General features: G+C 72.0%; 17 protein-coding genes. 8 read left to right on the forward strand and 9 right to left on the reverse strand.

Annotation, left to right across the window (positions count from 1 at the left end):
- Window positions 1-25: 25 nt before the first annotated feature.
- Window positions 26-1261, reverse strand: a complete 1236-nt coding sequence (locus IE277_RS23725) for a ricin-type beta-trefoil lectin domain protein (RefSeq protein WP_189955603.1) — start codon at window positions 1259-1261, stop codon at window positions 26-28.
- 189 nt (window positions 1262-1450) lie between these two features.
- On the opposite strand from IE277_RS23725, the gene IE277_RS23730 reads away from it, so the two are divergent.
- On the forward strand, window positions 1451-2398 hold the full coding sequence (locus IE277_RS23730; protein ID WP_189955605.1) for a ribose-phosphate diphosphokinase: 948 nt from the start codon (window positions 1451-1453) through the stop codon (window positions 2396-2398).
- 31 nt (window positions 2399-2429) lie between these two features.
- Here IE277_RS23730 and IE277_RS23735 read toward each other — a convergent pair whose 3' ends face one another.
- The 3 genes from IE277_RS23735 to IE277_RS23745 all read right to left on the reverse strand — a co-directional run bounded on the left by IE277_RS23735 (window position 2430) and on the right by IE277_RS23745 (window position 6183).
- On the reverse strand, window positions 2430-2810 hold the full coding sequence (locus tag IE277_RS23735) for an anti-sigma factor antagonist (protein ID WP_189955607.1): 381 nt from the start codon (window positions 2808-2810) through the stop codon (window positions 2430-2432).
- Between the two features lie 208 nt (window positions 2811-3018).
- Window positions 3019-4662: an amidohydrolase gene (locus IE277_RS23740; protein ID WP_189955609.1), complete on the reverse strand. Its 1644-nt coding sequence runs from the start codon at window positions 4660-4662 to the stop codon at window positions 3019-3021.
- An 18-nt stretch (window positions 4663-4680) separates the two neighbouring features.
- The gene (locus IE277_RS23745) at window positions 4681-6183 is read right to left on the reverse strand and encodes an APC family permease (RefSeq protein WP_189955611.1); all 1503 of its coding nucleotides are present in this window, start codon (window positions 6181-6183) and stop codon (window positions 4681-4683) included.
- Window positions 6184-6331: 148 nt separating this feature from the next.
- Between IE277_RS23745 and IE277_RS23750 the strand changes: the two genes are divergently transcribed.
- Together IE277_RS23750 and IE277_RS23755 are read left to right on the forward strand one after the other, a co-directional pair.
- Window positions 6332-7051, forward strand: coding sequence for a TetR/AcrR family transcriptional regulator (locus IE277_RS23750; protein WP_189955612.1), 720 nt, complete (start codon window positions 6332-6334; stop codon window positions 7049-7051).
- 44 nt (window positions 7052-7095) lie between these two features.
- On the forward strand, window positions 7096-7560 hold the full coding sequence (locus tag IE277_RS23755) for a pyridoxamine 5'-phosphate oxidase family protein (RefSeq protein ID WP_189955613.1): 465 nt from the start codon (window positions 7096-7098) through the stop codon (window positions 7558-7560).
- A 274-nt stretch (window positions 7561-7834) separates the two neighbouring features.
- On the opposite strand, the gene IE277_RS23760 is transcribed toward IE277_RS23755, so the two are convergent.
- Window positions 7835-8284: a nitroreductase family deazaflavin-dependent oxidoreductase gene (locus tag IE277_RS23760; protein WP_189955615.1), complete on the reverse strand. Its 450-nt coding sequence runs from the start codon at window positions 8282-8284 to the stop codon at window positions 7835-7837.
- 303 nt (window positions 8285-8587) lie between these two features.
- Here IE277_RS23760 and IE277_RS23765 point away from each other — a divergent pair, with 303 nt between their 5' ends.
- Together IE277_RS23765 and IE277_RS23770 are read left to right on the forward strand one after the other, a co-directional pair.
- Entirely contained in the window at window positions 8588-9817 is a 1230-nt protein-coding gene (locus IE277_RS23765) for a cytochrome P450 (protein ID WP_189955617.1), read from the forward strand.
- Between the two features lie 12 nt (window positions 9818-9829).
- Window positions 9830-10030 (forward strand): ferredoxin, encoded by a 201-nt coding sequence (locus IE277_RS23770; protein ID WP_189955619.1) that lies wholly within the window; start codon window positions 9830-9832, stop codon window positions 10028-10030.
- On the opposite strand, the gene IE277_RS23775 is transcribed toward IE277_RS23770, so the two are convergent.
- Window positions 10005-10592, reverse strand: a complete 588-nt coding sequence (locus IE277_RS23775) for a TetR/AcrR family transcriptional regulator (RefSeq protein WP_189955684.1) — start codon at window positions 10590-10592, stop codon at window positions 10005-10007. The two genes, IE277_RS23770 and IE277_RS23775, sit on opposite strands and share 26 nt — an antisense overlap.
- Before the next feature lie 127 nt (window positions 10593-10719).
- Between IE277_RS23775 and IE277_RS23780 the strand changes: the two genes are divergently transcribed.
- Both IE277_RS23780 and IE277_RS23785 read left to right on the forward strand, forming a co-directional pair.
- The gene (locus IE277_RS23780; protein WP_189955622.1) at window positions 10720-11178 is read left to right on the forward strand and encodes a nuclear transport factor 2 family protein; all 459 of its coding nucleotides are present in this window, start codon (window positions 10720-10722) and stop codon (window positions 11176-11178) included.
- Window positions 11179-11187: 9 nt separating this feature from the next.
- Window positions 11188-11712 (forward strand): flavoprotein, encoded by a 525-nt coding sequence (locus tag IE277_RS23785; protein ID WP_189955624.1) that lies wholly within the window; start codon window positions 11188-11190, stop codon window positions 11710-11712.
- A gap of 143 nt (window positions 11713-11855) precedes the next feature.
- Here the strand turns inward: IE277_RS23785 and IE277_RS23790 are convergent, their stop codons facing one another.
- Both IE277_RS23790 and IE277_RS23795 read right to left on the reverse strand, forming a co-directional pair.
- Window positions 11856-12707: a hypothetical protein gene (locus tag IE277_RS23790; protein WP_189955626.1), complete on the reverse strand. Its 852-nt coding sequence runs from the start codon at window positions 12705-12707 to the stop codon at window positions 11856-11858.
- Between the two features lie 156 nt (window positions 12708-12863).
- Complete coding sequence (locus IE277_RS23795; RefSeq protein ID WP_229881927.1) at window positions 12864-13766, reverse strand: endo alpha-1,4 polygalactosaminidase; 903 nt, start codon at window positions 13764-13766, stop codon at window positions 12864-12866.
- Window positions 13767-13905: 139 nt separating this feature from the next.
- On the opposite strand from IE277_RS23795, the gene IE277_RS23800 reads away from it, so the two are divergent.
- A complete protein-coding gene (locus IE277_RS23800; protein WP_189955627.1) occupies window positions 13906-14874 on the forward strand; it encodes an aldo/keto reductase in 969 nt (322 codons plus the stop codon).
- A gap of 304 nt (window positions 14875-15178) precedes the next feature.
- Here the strand turns inward: IE277_RS23800 and IE277_RS23805 are convergent, their stop codons facing one another.
- Entirely contained in the window at window positions 15179-15988 is an 810-nt protein-coding gene (locus IE277_RS23805) for a phytanoyl-CoA dioxygenase family protein (protein ID WP_189955629.1), read from the reverse strand.
- Window positions 15989-16039: the final 51 nt, after the last annotated feature.

Below are 16039 nucleotides of genomic sequence, written 5' to 3' on the forward strand. Positions count from 1 at the left end.
GCCGCGGCACCGCGCCCGGTCCGGCTCAGCCGACGGTCCACTTCTGGTTGGCGCCGCCCGTGCACGTCCAGATCTGCAGACGGGTGCCGTTGGCCGAGGTGTTCCCGGTCGCGTCGAGGCACTTGTCCGCCTGCGGGTTGACGATGTCGTGCGCCCCGGTGACCGTCCACTTCTGGTTCGGGCCGCCGGTGCAGTCCCACAGCTGGACGGTCGAGCCGTCGGCCGTGCCGTTGCCCGTGACGTCCAGGCACTTGCCGAGCGCCCGGATCGTGCCGTCGGAGCCGGCCGTCCAGTTCTGCGCGGACGTGCCGTTGCAGTCGTAGAGCTGCACGGGTGTGCCGTTCGCGGTGTTCGCGCCTGCCACGTCCACGCACATGCCGGCCAGGCCGCGTATCGGCATCCCGGCCGCGCTGTTGCTCGTCGTCACCGACACCGAGTCCACCACCAGCGCCTGCGGGAACCGAGTGCTGCCGTCGGGGTCGCCGGGCCAGTAGCCGCCGACGGCCAGGTTCAGGATCAGGAAGAACGGCTTGTTGTCGAAGACCCACGTCCTGCCGCCGAGATCGGCGGGGGTACGCCGCTCGTAGACGTTGCCGTCCACGGACCAGGTGATCGAGCCGGGCGACCAGTCCACGGCGAAGGTGTGGAAGGCGTCCGCGAAGGCCTGGCCGTTCGGCAGCGAGTAGGCCGCGCCGATGCCGCCGGAGCCGGAGTAGCCGGGGCCGTGGATGGTGCCGTGCACGGTCGAGGGCTCGAAGCCGACGTTCTCCATCACGTCGATCTCGCCCGAGTCCGGCCAGTTCACGGGCGTGCCGAGCATCCAGAACGCGGGCCACATGCCCTGCCCTCGGGGGATCTTCATCCGCGCCTCGACATGCCCGTACCGGGCGTTGAACTTGCCGGCCGTGTTCAGCCGGGCCGAGGTGTACTGGCAGGAGCCGTACCAGCACCGGTAGTCGGCCGGGTTCTCCTTGCGGGCCGTGATCACCAGGTGGCCCTGGCCGTCCAGGGCGGCGTTGTCCGTCCCGGAGGTGTAGTACTCCCGCTCGTGGTTGTTGACGTTGTCCCCGGTTTCCGTCGTCCACTTCGAGGAGTCGACGGCGGAGCCCGCGGGCCCGTCGAAGCTGTCGGAGAACGTGCTGACGGTCGCCGCCGCCGGCACGGCGGTCTGCGCCCGCGCCGGACCGACGACGGCGGCGCCGACGAGTGCCGCGGACAGGGCGGCGAGGAGGCATCTGCGAGGCAGGCGTGGGGAGGCCATGGCTCTCCGTTCGGCGTGGGGGATGTGATGCCTCTTGATTTAAGGAGTGAGAAAAGAGGGCGTCAATACCCTGGTACGGACCTATTGCTGATGGTCCGTCAGTCAAGACGTCGGCCGGTGCCGTGCTGCGCGGTGGGCCCGCCGGTAGCATGACGGCCCTGACCGTGATGATCAGGCGAGGAGCGCATCGTGCGAGACATCGCTGTCTTCAGCGGCAACGCCCATCCCGATCTGGCCCGCGAGGTCTGTGCCCACCTCGGGGTGCCGCTCAGCCCCACCCGGATCAGCCGGTTCGCCAACGACTGTCTGGGGGTGCAGCTGCAGGCCAACTGCCGGGAGCGGGACGTCTTCCTGATCCAGCCGCTGGTCCGGCCGGTGCAGGAGCACCTGGTGGAGCTGCTGCTGATGTGCGACGCCGCGCGCGGCGCCTCCGCCGCCCGGATCACCGTCGTCATGCCGCACTACTCCTACGCCCGTTCCGACAAGAAGGACGCGCCGCGCATCTCCATCGGCGGCCGGCTGGTCGCCGATCTGCTCGTGGCGGCGGGCGCCGGCCGGGTGCTCGCCATGACCTTGCACTCCCCGCAGGTGCATGGCTTCTTCTCGGTGCCGGTCGACCATCTGAACGCGTTGCGTGAACTCGCCGCGCACTTTCGCCGGTACGACCTCAGCCACACCACGGTCGTCTCGCCGGACCTCGGCAACGCCAAGGAGGCCGCCGCCTTCGCCCGGCTCGTCGGCGCCCAGGTGGCGGCCGGCGCCAAGCAGCGGTTCGCGGGCGACCGGGTGAGCATCAGCTCCGTCATCGGCGATGTCACCGGCCGGGACGTCATCGTGCTGGACGACGAGATCGCCAAGGGCAGCACCGTGCTCGAACTGCTGGGCAAGCTGCGCGAGTCGGGGGTGCGGTCGGTGCGGGTGGCGTGCACGCACGGGCTGTTCGCCGCCGGCGCGCTGAAGCGGCTGAGCGAGCAGCCGGACGTGCTGGAGATCGTCTGCACCAACACCGTGCCGGTCCCGGTGGACGGCGAGCCCACCGAGAAGCTGCGGGTCCTCTCGATCGCCCCGGCGCTCGCGGAGGCGGTACGGCGCATTCACAACGGTGAATCCGTGAGCGCCCTGTTCGAGCAGTCGTAGCGGCATCGGCCCCTCGGAGGGGGCCCGCGGGTCAGAGCGAGCCGGACGCGGCCCCGGACCGGGCCAGGGCGGCCTCCAGCGTGGGTTGCGGGGGCAGCAGCCGCGACAGACCGGTGACCCGGAAGACGCGCAGGGTCAGCGGGTGCGCGCACACCAGCTGCAGCTGCCCGCCGCCGTCCAGCACCCGGGCACGGGCCCGGTACAGCAGTCGCAGCCCCGAGCAGTCGAAGAACTCCACCGGCCGCAGGTCGATGACGACCCGTGCGCCGGGCCGGCCGGTGACCCGGTCCAGCGACGGGCCGATCTCCGTCGCCGAGAGCAGATCGATCTCGCCCCGCAACTCCAGCACCGTGTGCGCCCGGTGCTCGTACACACGGAGGTGACAGGTGAGCGGGCAAGGCTCGTCCCGCACGACGGCTTCACCTCCCACCCGCGCCCGGACGTCGGTCTCCCGATCGTCAAGTTACCCTCGATGGAAGGAATTTGAGCATGTTCGATTGACATATGTCTGCGAGTTTGGCGCTTGCTGCTCGGTACTGTCCGGTAACCGTGCTTCGCCGGCCGGCGGGAACGCCCCGGCCGGCGGGCCTGCCGACGGTCGTTCCGGCAGGCCCGCTGCATCATTCCGCGCTGTACACCCGCTCGCCGCCCACATAGGTGAGCGCCACGGACGTCTGCGCGATCTCCTCCGGCGGTCCGGCGAACGGATCGCGGTCCAGCACCACCAGATCGGCGAGCGCCCCGACGGCCACCCGGCCGGTGTCGTCCAGATGGTTCACGTACGCCGAGCCGGCCGTGTACGCGCGCAGCGCGTCCGCGAGGCCCAGCCGCTCCCCGGGCAGGAACACCGGCCGGTCGCCGCCCGGCTCCACCCGGTTGACCGCGACATGGATGCCCTGCAGCGGGTCGGGGCTGCTCACCGGCCAGTCACTGCCGGCCGCGAGCCGCGCCCCCGAGCGCAGCAGTGCCCCGAACGGGTACTGCCAGGCGGCCCGTTCGGCCCCGAGGAAGGGGATCGTCAGCTCGTCCATCTGCGGCTCGTGCGCGGCCCACAGCGGCTGGATGTTCGCGGTGGCGCCGAGCCGCGCGAAGCGGGGCACATCGGCCGGGTGCACGACCTGCAGATGCGCCAGATGCGGCCGGGTGTCGCTCGGCCCGTTCGCGGCACGGGCCGCCTCGACCGCGTCCAGCGCGTCGCGTACGGCGCGGTCGCCCAGCGCGTGGAAGTGACACTGGAAGCCGAGGGCATCCAACTCCGTCACGAACGCGGGCAGTCGGGCCGGGTCGATGAAGCTCTTGCCGCGGTTGGCGGTCGCGCACCCGCACCGGTCCAGATAGGGGTCGAGCAGCGCGGCCGTGTGGTTCTCGGCGACCCCGTCCAGCATCAGCTTCACCGTGCCCGCCCGGAACCGGCCCTGGCCGAACTCCGCCCGCCTGTCGACCAGTTCGGGGATCTGCTCGGCGCCGCGCTCCCGGTCCCACCACAGCGCGCCCACCACCCGCGCGGTGAGCGAGCCGTCCCGCGCCGCCGTGCGGTACGCCTCGGCCGGGTCGTCCATCCCGAGGAAGTCGCCGACCAGCGCGTCCTGCCAGGCGGTGATGCCGAGCGCGTGCAGATGCCGCTGGGCGTGCAGCAGCGCGGCCAGGCGGTCGGCCGGCGTGGCGGGCGGGGTGAGCCGGCCCACCAGCTGCATCGCACCCTCCTGCAGCGTGCCGCTCGGCTCCCCGGAGGCGTCCCGCTCGATCCGCCCGTCGGCCGGGTCGGGCGTGTCCCGGTCGATACCGGCGAGTTCGAGCGCCCGGCTGTTGACCCAGGCGCCGTGGTGATCCCGGTTGGGCAGATACACCGGCCGGTCCGGTACGACCGCGTCCAGCAGCTCCTTCGCCGGCGTACCGCCCGCGAACGCCTCCATCGACCAGCCGCCGCCCAGGATCCACTCCCGCTCCGGATGGGCGTCGGCGTACGCCCGGACGGCGGCCACGCTCTCCGCGGCCGTCGTCCGGCGGGTCAGATCGCACTGGGCCAGCTCCAGTCCGGCAGGCACCGGATGGATGTGCGCGTCCTGGAAGCCGGGCAGCAGCAGCCGCCCCGCGAGATCGACCACCTCCGTGCCCGGCCCGGCCAGCTCGCGCAGCTCGGCGCCGCCGACGGCGGTGATGCGGCCGCCGGTGACGGCGACGGCGGTGGCGCCGCGGCCTTCGGGGCCTGCGGGTCCTTCGGGGGTGAGGACGGGGCCGCCGGTGAACAGCAGATCAGCGTGCATGGTGTCTTTCCTGGTCGGTCAGTGGGAAGTGGTGAGCAGTTCGGGGGAGTCGGCGTCGGTGCCCGCGCCGGTGCGGAAGTACGGCGACCTGCGCACCCACTTGGCCCAGCCGGCGACCACGAACCCGGAGGTGATCATCGCGATCGGCATGAGCAGCAGGAACCAGCCGTTGTCCGCCCGCAGTTCCAGATGGTCGGCGGAGTCGTAGAAGGACCAGGCGAGATAGCCGCCGAGCCCCAGCAGGGCCAGCGCGCTGAGCGCCGGCAGCACCACCGCCCGTACGCCCTGCCACCGGTCCTGGCGCAGCAGCGCGCGAAAGCGTACGGCGGCCGCCAGCGCGGTGAGCGCGTAGGACACGGCGACGACGATGCCGACGGCGTTCACGACCGCGTCGATCATGTCGGCGAGCCGCGGGATCACCAGCGCGCCCGCCGCCACCGCGATCGACAGTGCCCCGATCAGCAGCGTCCCGGCCGCCGGAGTCCCGTACCGGGCGCTGATCTTGGACCACACCGGTCCGAGGGTACGGTCCCGGCTCATCGCGAACATCCCGCGCGCCGTCGGGATGACCCCGGCCTGCAGCGAGGCCACCGCCGAGAACATCAGGGCGACCAGCGGCAGCGCGGCCAGCGGCTGGTCGGCCAGCCGGTCCCCGTAGTACGCGAGTCCCTGTGCACCGTGTCCCGCCAACTCGCCCGGGGACAGCACCCGTTGGAAGGCGATGGCGCCCAGCAGGAACAGCCCGAGCATCGTCACCAGGGTGATCGTCCCGGCCCGGGAGGCGTCCCGGGGGTCGCGTACCTCCTCGTTGACGGTGAACGCGGCCTCGAAACCCCAGTAGCAGAACACCGACAGCAGCAGCCCCTGCGCCAGCGCGGTCGCCGAGGGGATCGCGAACGGGTCGAACCAGGACAGACTGAAGGAGTGCGGGCCGGTGACGATGCCATAGCCGCAGAACCCGAGCAGGACGAGGTACTCGAAGACCAGCAGCCCGGTCTGCAGCCGGGCCGCCGTGCGCACACCGGTCACGGCGGTCAGCGTGACGGCGACCAGGACGACGATGCCCAGCGCCGTCGTCTGCGCGGTCGAGTCCGGATCGAGGCCGAGCGAGCCGATCCGGTGCAGCCCCGCCTCCCCGGCCAGCTGGAGCAGCGCCGACCCGGTGACCGCCGTGGTGTACGCGAGAAACGCCACGCTCGCCACGAAGTTCACCCAGCCGACCATGAAGCCGAGCCACGGGCTGAGCGAACGGCCCACCCACACATAGCCGTTGCCCGCGTTGGGCTCCACCCGGTTCAGCCGTGAGTAGGCCCCGGCGATACCGAGGACGGGCAGGAACGCCAGCAGCATGATGGCCGGCAGATGCGGGCCGACCACGCCCGCGGTCACCCCCAGCCCGATGCCGATGCTGGTCGTGGCGGCCGTGCTGGAGGCGGCGACGGCGACGCCGTCCACCACGCTCAGGGACTTGCGCAGCTCGGGCCGCGCGGGTGGATCCACTCCGAAGGGTCTGTCGCTCATGCCGGTTCTCCGCTCGCACCGCGGGGGCCCCGGTCGGCCCCGGTGACCGGAAATGAAACTGCCGGGGTGCTTATCAGGTCAACGGTGTTGTCGTAAGGTGCCGGACACGAAGCCGGACACGAAGCCGGGCGCGAACCAGGGAGGCCCCATGACCGACCGCGTCGTCCCCGACGCCGCGCGGCAGCGCCGCCGCCCCACCAAGCAGGGCGTCGTGCTGTCCGAGGAGCTGATCGTCGCCACCGCCCTGCGGCTGATCGAGGAACACGGCGCCGACGCCCTCTCCGTACGCCGCCTCGGCCGGGCCCTCGGCGCCGACCCCAGCTCCCTGTACCGGTACTTCCGGCACACCGACGACCTCATGCTGGCCATCGCCGACGAACTGATCGGCCGTACCCTGGGGGTCTGGCGGCCGACCGGCGACTGGGTGGCCGACCTGCGCGAACTCGGCCTCCGTATGCACGCGGGCGCCCTCGCGCACCCCCGGGCGGCGATGCTCAGCGCCCACCGCGTCACCGGGCGCGCACATGAGATCCAGGCCGTGGAGAGCATGCTCGGCGTGCTCCGCCGGGCCGGGTTCCCGGACCCCGAGGCGGTGCGGATCTACCACGCCTTCATCGACCAGTCCCTCGCCTTCGGCGCCCTGGACTCCGCGTGCACCGCCCTGCCGCGGGCCGCGCGCGAGGCCGAGGCGGAGGTGTGGCGCAGCACCTACGGCCGGCTGCCCGCCGGCACCCATCCGCATATCGCGGCCACCGCACCCCATCTCGTCGCCGCCATGCGGACCAGCTCCTATCCGGCCGCCCTCGACCTGCTCCTCGCGGCCGCGCGGACACGCCTCGATCACCTGCGCGCGGGGACCGCGGACTGACGTCCACACTGGACGGGACCCGTATCCCGAGGAGGCCGCACGCCATGACCCCACCGCCCGCCCGCACCCTCGCGGAGCGCCAGAAGGACACCCTCCACCGGCTGGAGCACGACGTCGACGTCTGGGTCGCCACCGCCGCCCCCGACGGCGGCGTTCCCCATCTCGTGCCCCTGTCCTTCGTGTGGGACGGCGCCACGCTGCTGATCGCCACCCCGGCCGAAAGCCCGACCGGCCGCAATCTCGTGGCCACGGGCCGGGCCCGTCTCGGCCTCGGCCCGACACGGGACGTCGTCGTGATCGAGGGCGTCGTCCAGGCGGTGACCCCGGAGGACCTCCCCGAGGAGGACGCCGAGGTCTTCGCCGGGCAGACCGGCTTCGATCCCCGCCGGCTCGCCACCCCCTACCTCTACTTCAGGATCCTCCCGCAGCGCGTCCAGGCCTGGCGCGAGGAGAACGAGCTGAGGGGCCGGGAGCTGATGCACAAGGGGGTGTGGCTGCTCGCCGACTGACGGGGCCCGTAACCTCCTAGGGCTCAACCGTGCCCCTCCGCGCACGCCACAGGCGACCGAATACCGCCGTCCGGCCGGTCGCCGGCCGAACATTTCCGGCCGCCGGAACACGCCCGCCCGGCTCGCCGCCGGGCCGGCCGCGCCCGCGCACGAAAAAGGGCCCCGCCGCGACGGGGGAACGCGGCGGGGCCTGACGCACGGGTGCCCGTACCGAGGCGGGTTCACACCTGCCCGGCGCGGATTCTTCCGAGAACCGGCCGGTTCCCGGCGCGAATCAGCTCCCGGCGAGGGGTTCCAGCACGAAGACCGGGATCGTCCGCGAGGTCTTCTTCTGGTAGTCGGCGTACGGCGGATACGCGGCGACGGCCCGGTCCCACCAGCGGGCCTTCTCCTCGCCGGTGATCTCACGGGCCCTCATGTCCTGCTTGACCGGCCCGTCCTGGAGCTCGACATGCGGATCGGAGGTGATGTTGAAGTACCACACCGGGTGCTTGGGCGCGCCGCCCAGCGAGGCGACCACCGCGTACGTCCCCTCGTGCTCCACCCGCATCAGCGGTGTCTTGCGGATCTTCCCGCTCTTCGCGCCCCGCGTGGTGAGCACGATCACCGGCATCCCGGTGTCCAGGAGTGTCGTGCCCTTCGTCCCACCGGAGCTCTCGTACAGCTCGACCTGCTCGCGCACCCACTGCGTCGGGCTGGGCTCGTACTCGCCCTCAAGAGGCATGGGATCCGTCCCCTTCGTCGGTCCAACAGGTGTCTGGCACCGGTATTCAACACCGGTCGCCCGGCGCATCTTCCGTATCGCGGATCGGCTGGGCCGATGAGGTGATGACCTCCGGGGCCCTCGCGCCGGCGCCGAAGCCGCCGCGCACGTCCGGGCACCGGCCGGAATTCGTCCCTCCGCCCCCTTCGCTTCGGCCAGATCACCCGGTTGGCCGAACTGGCCGAACTTGAGGTCGACCCATAGATGCCCGAGGCATCTAATAAAGATCGGCACGACGCACTTCTTCGTCTGCGAGGTCTTTCCATGACGGATCTGACGGACATCACCGGCCCGGCACACCAGGCCGACCCCGTCGCCTTCCCACAGGACCGCACCTGCCCTTACCACCCGCCCACCGGATACCAGCCGCTGCGCGACGGGCGATCCCTGTCCCGCGTCACCCTGTTCGACGGCCGCGAGGTCTGGGCCGTCACCGCACACGCCACCGCCCGCGCCCTGCTCTCCGACCCCCGTCTGTCCAGCGACCGCCGCCACCCCGACTTCCCCGTCCCCGCCGCGCGGTTCGCCGCTGTCCGCGACCGGGGGGTGGCCCTGCTCGGCGAGGACGATCCCGAACACAACCGGCAGCGGCGGATGATGATCCCGTCGTTCACCGTCAAACGCGCGACCGAGCTGCGCCCATGGATCCAGCGGACCGTGGACGGCCTGCTGGACACGATGATCGCCCAGGGGGCGCCCGCCGACCTGGTCTCCGCCTTCGCGCTGCCCGTGCCGTCGATGGTGATCTGCGGACTGCTCGGAGTGCCCTACACCGACCACGAGTTCTTCGAGGAACAGTCCCGCCGGCTGCTGCGCGGCCGCACGGCCGCCGAGGCCACCGACGCCCGCGAACGCCTGGACGCGTACCTCTCGGGTCTCATCGACGACAAGGCGCGCCAGGCCGAGCCGGGCGACGGCATCCTCGACGAACTCGTCCACCATCAGCTGCGGGACGGCTCCGTGAGCCACGCCGAACTCGTGTCGCTGGCCCTCATCCTGCTGGTCGCGGGCCATGAGACGACCGCCAACATGATCTCCCTCGGCACCTACACCCTGCTCCAGCACCCCGACCGGCTGGCCGAGCTGCGCGCCGACCCGGCGCTGCTGCCCGCCGCCGTCGAGGAGCTGATGCGGATGCTGTCCATCGCGGAGGGAATGCAGCGGGTCGCGCTGGAGGACATCGAGATCGCCGGCACCACGATCCGGGCCGGCGAGGGCGTGCTCTTCTCCACCTCGGTGATCAACCGCGATCCGACCCGCTACGAGGCCCCCGACACCCTGGACTTCCACCGCTCCGCCCGCCACCATGTCGCGTTCGGCTTCGGGATCCACCAGTGCCTGGGGCAGAACCTGGCCCGTGCGGAGCTGGAGATCGCCCTGGGCAGCCTGCTGGCCCGGCTGCCCCGGTTGCGCCTCGCCATCCCGGCCGACGAGGTCCGCTTCAAACGCGGCGACACGATCCAGGGGATGCTGGAACTCCCCGTGACCTGGTAAGAGGCTCTGCTCATGCACATCGACATCGACAAGGACGTCTGTATCGGCGCGGGCCAGTGCGCCCTGGCCGCGCCGGGCGTCTTCACCCAGGACGACGACGGCTTCAGTGCCCTGCTGCCCGGACGTGAGGACGGCGCCGGCGACCCCATGGTCCGGGAGGCGGCCCGAGCCTGCCCGGTGAGCGCGATCAGGCTGTCGGAGCCGGCCGGCTGAGCCCGTCCCGGCCGGCGGCCGCCACCAGGGTCCGCGCCGCCTCGCGGGCCTCGGCCGCCGGCCGGGTGCTCCCGGTGATCCCCGCCGTCACCATGGCGCCCTCGGCGAGCAGGAACAGCGGTCCGGTGAGCGCGGCCGGCAGATCGGCCTCGGCCACCAGGGTGTCGAGGTAGTCCCGGAACGCCTCCTTGTGCGCGCGCACCTGCTCGGCCACCAGCTCCGACGTGGCGCCCAGCTCGCCGTGGACATTGATCCAGGCGCAGCCGCGGAACCCGGGTTCGCCGAACCACTCCTCCAGCCAGTCGAACACGGCCGGGATCCGCTCCCGTGCCTCCGGCTGCCGCGCCACCCGCGCGGCCAGGCGCCCGCGCCAGCGTTCGTCCCGCCGCGCCAGATACGCCGCGACCAGCTGTTCCTTGGCGGGGAAGAGCTGGTACAGGCGCTTGAGCGAGAGGCCCGACGTGCCGCGCAGTTCGTCCATGCCCACGCAACTCACGCCACGGGCGTAGTACAGCTCCTCGGCGGCGTCGAGCGCCCGGTCCCGGGCGGCCGCGCTGTCCATCGGCGACACCATCACTCCTCGATCACTCCGCGATGCGCTCCTTGACGAGAGAACGAGCGTTCTCCTACGGTAGCAGCCATCTGGAGAACGCTCGTTCTCCCTTGCTGTGCAAGCCCAGGAGGAGACCATGGCCGACCGCCCGCCCCTGCCGCCGTTCACCCGCGAGAGCGCCGCCCGGAAGGTCCAGGCCGCCGAGGACGCCTGGAACACCCGCGACCCGCACCAGGTGGCTCTCGCCTACTCCGAGGACTCGGTCTGGCGCAACCGCGACACCTTCGTCACCGGCCGCGCCGAGATCGTCGCGTTCCTCACCGCCAAGTGGCGGCGCGAGCGGGAGTACGCCCTGCGCAAGGACCTGTGGGCCTTCGACGGCAACCGCATCGCCGTCCGCTTCCAGTACGAGTGCCGCGACACCGACGGCCGGTGCTGGCGCTCCTACGGCAACGAACTGTGGGAGTTCGACGAGCACGGCCTGATGACCCGGAGGGAGGCCAGCATCAACGACGTACCCATCGAGGAGACACAGCGCCGCATCCACGGGCCCCGCCCCGAGGCCGAACGAGGGGAGTCCTTCCCGCTTCAGTAGGGTTCCGGGATGACCGAACAGGCCGGGAAACCCTTTCTCTACGTCGTCGTGTGCGCCGCCGGGATCGCCGCGGGCGTCGGCGAGCTGATCACCGCCGCCCAGGAACGGCACTGGGAGGTCGGCGTCATCGCCACACCGGTCGCCATGGGCGGCTTCTTCGACACCGCGGCCGTCGAGGCACGGACGGGCCGCCCCGTCCGCTCGGCCTGGCGCACCCCGGCCGATCCCCGCCCCTTCCCGCCGCCGGACGCCGTCGTGGTGGCGCCGGCCACCTTCAACACCGTCAACAAGTGGGCGGCCGGCATCGCCGACACCCTCGCCCTCGGCACCCTGTGCGAGGCCGTGGGCCTGGGAGTACCCGTCGCCGTACTGCCGTGTGTCGCCGGCGCGCTGGCCGCCCATCCGGCCTACCGGGACAGCCTGGAGCGGCTGCGCAAGATGGGCGTGCGCCTCGGTGACGCGTACACCGGTGAAGACCGGCCGGACGGCGGCCGGCCGGACTTCGCCTGGCAGCGGGCGCTGGACCTGCTCTAGGGCGTGTTGCGAAAGTCCCGTCGTCCGCCCGGAGGGCGGCAGGCGGGACTTTCGCAACACGCCCTAGGCCCTGCCCCCGGGGGAACCCGTCGTGGCCGCGGGGACGAGGGGCCGCCCGGCGGACCATGCCGCGGGTGCGGGGGCTACTCGCAGGTCAGCGTCGGTCCCGCCAGCATGTTGCCGGTGAACATGTCCTGGCCCTTCGGCACCCAGTAGCCGAGCTTGGACACCACCGTGGAGCACTTCGCCCCCACGGTGTAGTTGATCTTGAGCGTCTCCGGGTGGCCGGGCTGCAGTTCGGTCACCGTGCAGTCGATGGAGTGCGCCAGCCGGGTCTTCGACGGGTAACGGCCCACCAGCGGGTTGACGCAGCGCTGGTCGGCCGTGCTGATCCGCAGCCCGGAGCCCTCCTCGCCGATCATCCCCAGCCGCGCGTCGCCGTCGCCCTCGTCGCTCTCCCGGCGGATCGTGTAGGTCACGGTGGTGGTGGCGTTGCGCCGCAGCACGGTCCGGTCGACGGTGACGGCGTGCGTGACCTTCGCCTTGGGCGCGGTCAGCGACACCGTGGCCTGCACCGTGCCCTTCAGGTCCACACCCGCGGGCGTCGACCGCACATGCACGGTGGCGCCGAGGTCGTAGGTGCCAGGGCCCGGGTAGAGGCCCGAGCCGGGCAGCGCGCCCGAGCCCGTCGTCTTGCCGGACTTACGGGCGGTCCAGGTGCCCTCGGTGCGGCAGGCGTAGCGGACCCGGGTACGGCCGATCCGGCAGGTGGCCGGGGCCGTGATGCTGAATCTCGGGGAGCCGGTGTCCGCGCACAGGCTGACATCGGCCCGTTCGCCGTGCGCACCGTGCAGCGTGCCGGCGAGCGCGCACAGCGTGGCCGGGGCCTCCGGAGCCGGCGCGGGGGCGGGGTGCCCCCAGGCGGGGGTGACGAGGGCCAGCGGCAGCAGCGCTGCTCCGGCCAGAGTTCTCAAGGTGGTGGGGCGAGAGAGCACCGCGGTTCCTCCGGACGGCCGAGACCGGCCGGATGCCGGTCGTCTGCGCCGAGGATGAGCCGACAGCACGACGCTCGTCGGGCTCCCACGCCGGACGCTCACCTGGGGGCAGTAATACAAACGCCCGGTCGGCACTGCCCCGAAGGGGCGTGCGGCTCACGAAGAGGGCGCCTCGGCACTCTCGGCGGAGCGGCGGACGTATCCCCTGCTTCCCGGTGTGGACACGTCCCGGTCCCGGCGGACGATGCTCAGCCGGTGGTTCCAGCGCGCGAGTGCCGAGCGCAGCCCGGAGTCGGTGTACTCGATGTCCACGACCCGGTCGTCGAACGCCTTCGCGTACACCCCGCACTCGTCGTACTGCCCGCACTCCTCCGTCACCGCGAAGTCCAGCCCGGCGCGCCCTCGCACACCGGCCAACTCGGCGGTGTTCTTCTGCGCGATGGCCAGGTGCCGGGTGTGCGCGTGCCGGGACAGCAGAGCCATGAACGCGGTCGCGTCGGCGCCGCTGAGCAGATGACGGGAGCGGGTGTAGCTGTCGTAGTTGTCCGGCTCGACGGCGTCGAAGCCCTTCTTCGCGCAGCCGTCGATCCACTGGTTCACGCGCTCGGCCACCCGCTCCCGCTTGGCCGGGGTGCCGATGTCGAGCAGCGCCTCGTTCCAGTCCTCGTCGATGACGGCCCGGCCGTGCGCGTCGCGCAGCAGCAGGCCGGCCGGCCAGGAGGAGCGCTCCTCGGGCTGGGCCTGGAAGGCGTTGACGTAGCAGATGTTGTACAGGCCGGGGGCGGGGGAGTCGGAGCGGTCGCGGCTGACGATCCGTACCCCCTTCGGCGGGGGATAGGCCCCCCCGATCTGGTAGTCGAAGCCGGCGCCGCGCGGCGGCAGCCGCACCGCGGCGGGCTTCGCCGAACTGCCGCTGCCCTTGCCGCTGGAGGTGTCCGAGCCCTCCGAGCCGCCGACGCCGCAGCCGGCCAGCGCCGAAAAGGTGACGATCAGGGTCGCTGCCAGGGCGCCCGCGGCTCTCGTGGGGCCCGCGGCGCGGAGAACACCCTTGGGGGCCACGTCCGCTCCATCCTGCGCACGCCGGGCGGCGCGGCACGGCTCAGGATCAAATCGCCCGCGTACGTGAGTCGTCAAGTCGGCGCCGGGCCGCGTCGTAGGCTCGTCGCAGACCATCGTCCCGAAGGCAGGAGCAGCAACGATGCAGTACGTGAAGCTCGGTTCGACGGGCCTGGACGTGTCGCGGATCTGTCTGGGCTGCATGACCTACGGCCTGCCCGACCGCGGTGTCCACGAGTGGACCCTCGACGAGGAGGCGTCCCGTCCGCTCATCCGGCAGGCGCTGGAGGCGGGCATCAACTTCTTCGACACCGCCAACATCTACTCCGACGGCACCAGCGAGGAGATCGTCGGCAAGGCCCTGCGCGACTTCGCGAACCGCGACGAGGTGGTGCTGGCCACCAAGCTCAACGGCCGGATGCGGCCGGGGCCCAACGGGGCCGGGCTGTCCCGCAAGGCCGTCATGACCGAGATCGACCACAGTCTGCGCCGCCTCGGCACCGACTACGTCGACCTCTACCAGATCCACCGCTACGACCACACCACCCCCGTCGAGGAGACCATGGAGGCGCTGCACGACCTGGTCAAGGCGGGCAAGGTCCGCTACCTCGGGGCGAGTTCGATGTACGCGTGGGAGTTCGCCAAGCTGCAGTACACGGCGGAGCGGCACGGCTGGACGAAGTTCGTGTCCATGCAGAACCACTACAACCTCCTCTACCGCGAGGAGGAGCGGGAGATGCTGCCGCTCTGCGCGGACCAGGGCGTCGGTGTGTTGCCGTGGAGCCCGCTCGCCCGGGGCCGGCTCGCCCGCGACTGGGGCACGGTGACCGAGCGCAGCGCCAACGACAACTTCGGCGGCCGGCTGTACCTGGACAGCGACCGCTCGATCGTCGAGGCGGTCACCCGTATCGCGAACGACCGGGGCGTGCCCCGCGCCCAGGTGGCCCTCGCCTGGCTGCTGCACCGGGACACGGTGGCGGCCCCCATCGTGGGCGCCGCCAAACCGCACCACATCGAGGACGCGGCGGCCGCGGTCGACCTGGAACTGACGGAGAAGGAGATCGAGGAACTGGAGCAGCCCTACACCCCCCATCGGATCAGCGGCCACTGAACCAACCCGAAGGGGCGCGGAGCCCTGTCCGTCAGCGGCTCCGCCACGGGGCGCGACCAGCCCCGGACCATGCACCCGAAACCGGCCGAACCCGCGGACGCCCTAGGGCGTGTCGCGAAAGTCCCGCCTGCCGCCCGACGCCTGGCACGCACTCTCGCCGCACCGGGCGAAAACCCACGTACAACCAGTACGAGGGCTTCCGCCCGGCACTCCCCCAGCCTCCGGCCGGGGGGACCCCCAGAGCACGCGCCGGACGCCGCTCGGCCCGCCCTCCGGGCGGACGACGGGACTTTCGCAACACGCCCTAGTGCGGGCCGTGCGGCAGGAACTCCGTGCCGCACGGCCCCGCCCCCTCGCTCTGCGGCAGTGGCATCCGCTCTCCGGACATCGTCAGCGTCCGGTAGTGCGCTCCGATCCGCTCGGCCGAACGGCCCACATAGTGCCCGATGAACGAGCGCCGGAAGCGGTCGGCCGTGCGGTTGGGTCCGGAGCCGTGCACCAGGCTGCCGTTGAAGAACAAGACGTCACCCGGCGCCAGATCCACCGGAACGGGGGTCAGTCCGGCCGGCGGCGGAACGTACTCGCGGGCGAACGAGACGTCCTCGTCGGCGAGTTCGGGACAGAACAGGTCCATCCGGTGGGTGCCCGGGACGACCTCCAGGCCGCCGTTGTCCCGGTCGATCGGCTCACAGGCCAGCCACGCCGCCACACAGGTGCCCGGCTCGACCCGCAGATAGAAGTTGTCCTGGTGCAGCGCCTGTCCGCGCGCCCCCGGCGGCTTGAAGTAGAACATGCTCTGCGCGGCCAGCACCTCCTCCCCGAACAGCACCTCCAGCACGGCCCGCAGCCGGGTGTCCAGCAGGAACTCCCGGGCGACGGCGCTGAATTCGTGCGGATGCATCACCCGCGGATACCGGCGCAGCGGATCGGGGTCGGCCGGGCGGGGCCGGAAGTGTCCCGGCACCGGGCCGGCCGCGTGCAGCGCGTCGAACGCGGCGCACAGCCGCTCGGTCTCCGCCAGGGCGAACAGTTCCCGCAGGACGATGAACCCCTCCTCCTCGAACCGTTGCCGCAGTGCCTCGGGCCGGCCGGCGTCGCTGTCCGTGGCTGTCATGTGTCCGCTCCTGCGCTGACGGGATCGGGTGGTCACTCACCTGCCACGCTA

The sequence above is a fragment of the Streptomyces alanosinicus genome, assembly GCF_014650595.1.
Taxonomy (GTDB): Bacteria; Actinomycetota; Actinomycetes; order Streptomycetales; family Streptomycetaceae; genus Streptomyces; species Streptomyces alanosinicus.